At 47.8% G+C, this 439-nt stretch carries 1 protein-coding gene; it reads left to right on the plus strand.

The window, feature by feature from the left end; translation table 11 throughout:
* Positions 1-418, plus strand: a 418-nt coding sequence (locus FJV41_RS50535; RefSeq protein WP_220138021.1) for a hypothetical protein, incomplete at its 5' end; no start/stop codon positions are given.
* Positions 419-439 lie beyond the last annotated feature (21 nt).

Consider the following 439-nt stretch of genomic DNA (forward strand, 5'->3'; position numbering starts at 1 on the left):
ATCGATGCTAGAGAGTCAAAAGCTAAAGTCGGCCATGAACTTCCCGATTATCGTCGGCTTTTTCTGTTGGCTGGTTCCTAGTTATTGGATAGCCAGATATTTCATGGAGCCGGGCTACCCTCACATCATCTACTGGGCTCCGCTGATAATCAATGGATTTGTTTCGATTTATCTCATTCTGAAGAGTCTGCCTAGCACTCCTGGGGTTCGCGCCTATCTACCGTTCGTCATTGGTCCGCCTGTCGTTCTTTTCCCGGCGCTGATAATTTTCCAGGATTATTTTCGAGAAAATCAGGAGTTGCTGCGGTTGATTGGCCAGCTCATAGCTATGCCGCTCACCCTGCCACCGACTTCGTTCGCGATTCAGTTTTTCGCCGTCTCAATATACCGTTTGCCGCTAATCATAAAAAGAAGGTGACTCGATTTCGGAAGTCAAGAC

The sequence above is a fragment of the Myxococcus llanfairpwllgwyngyllgogerychwyrndrobwllllantysiliogogogochensis genome (assembly GCF_006636215.1).
Taxonomy (GTDB): domain Bacteria; phylum Myxococcota; class Myxococcia; order Myxococcales; family Myxococcaceae; genus Myxococcus; species Myxococcus llanfairpwllgwyngyllgogerychwyrndrobwllllantysiliogogogochensis.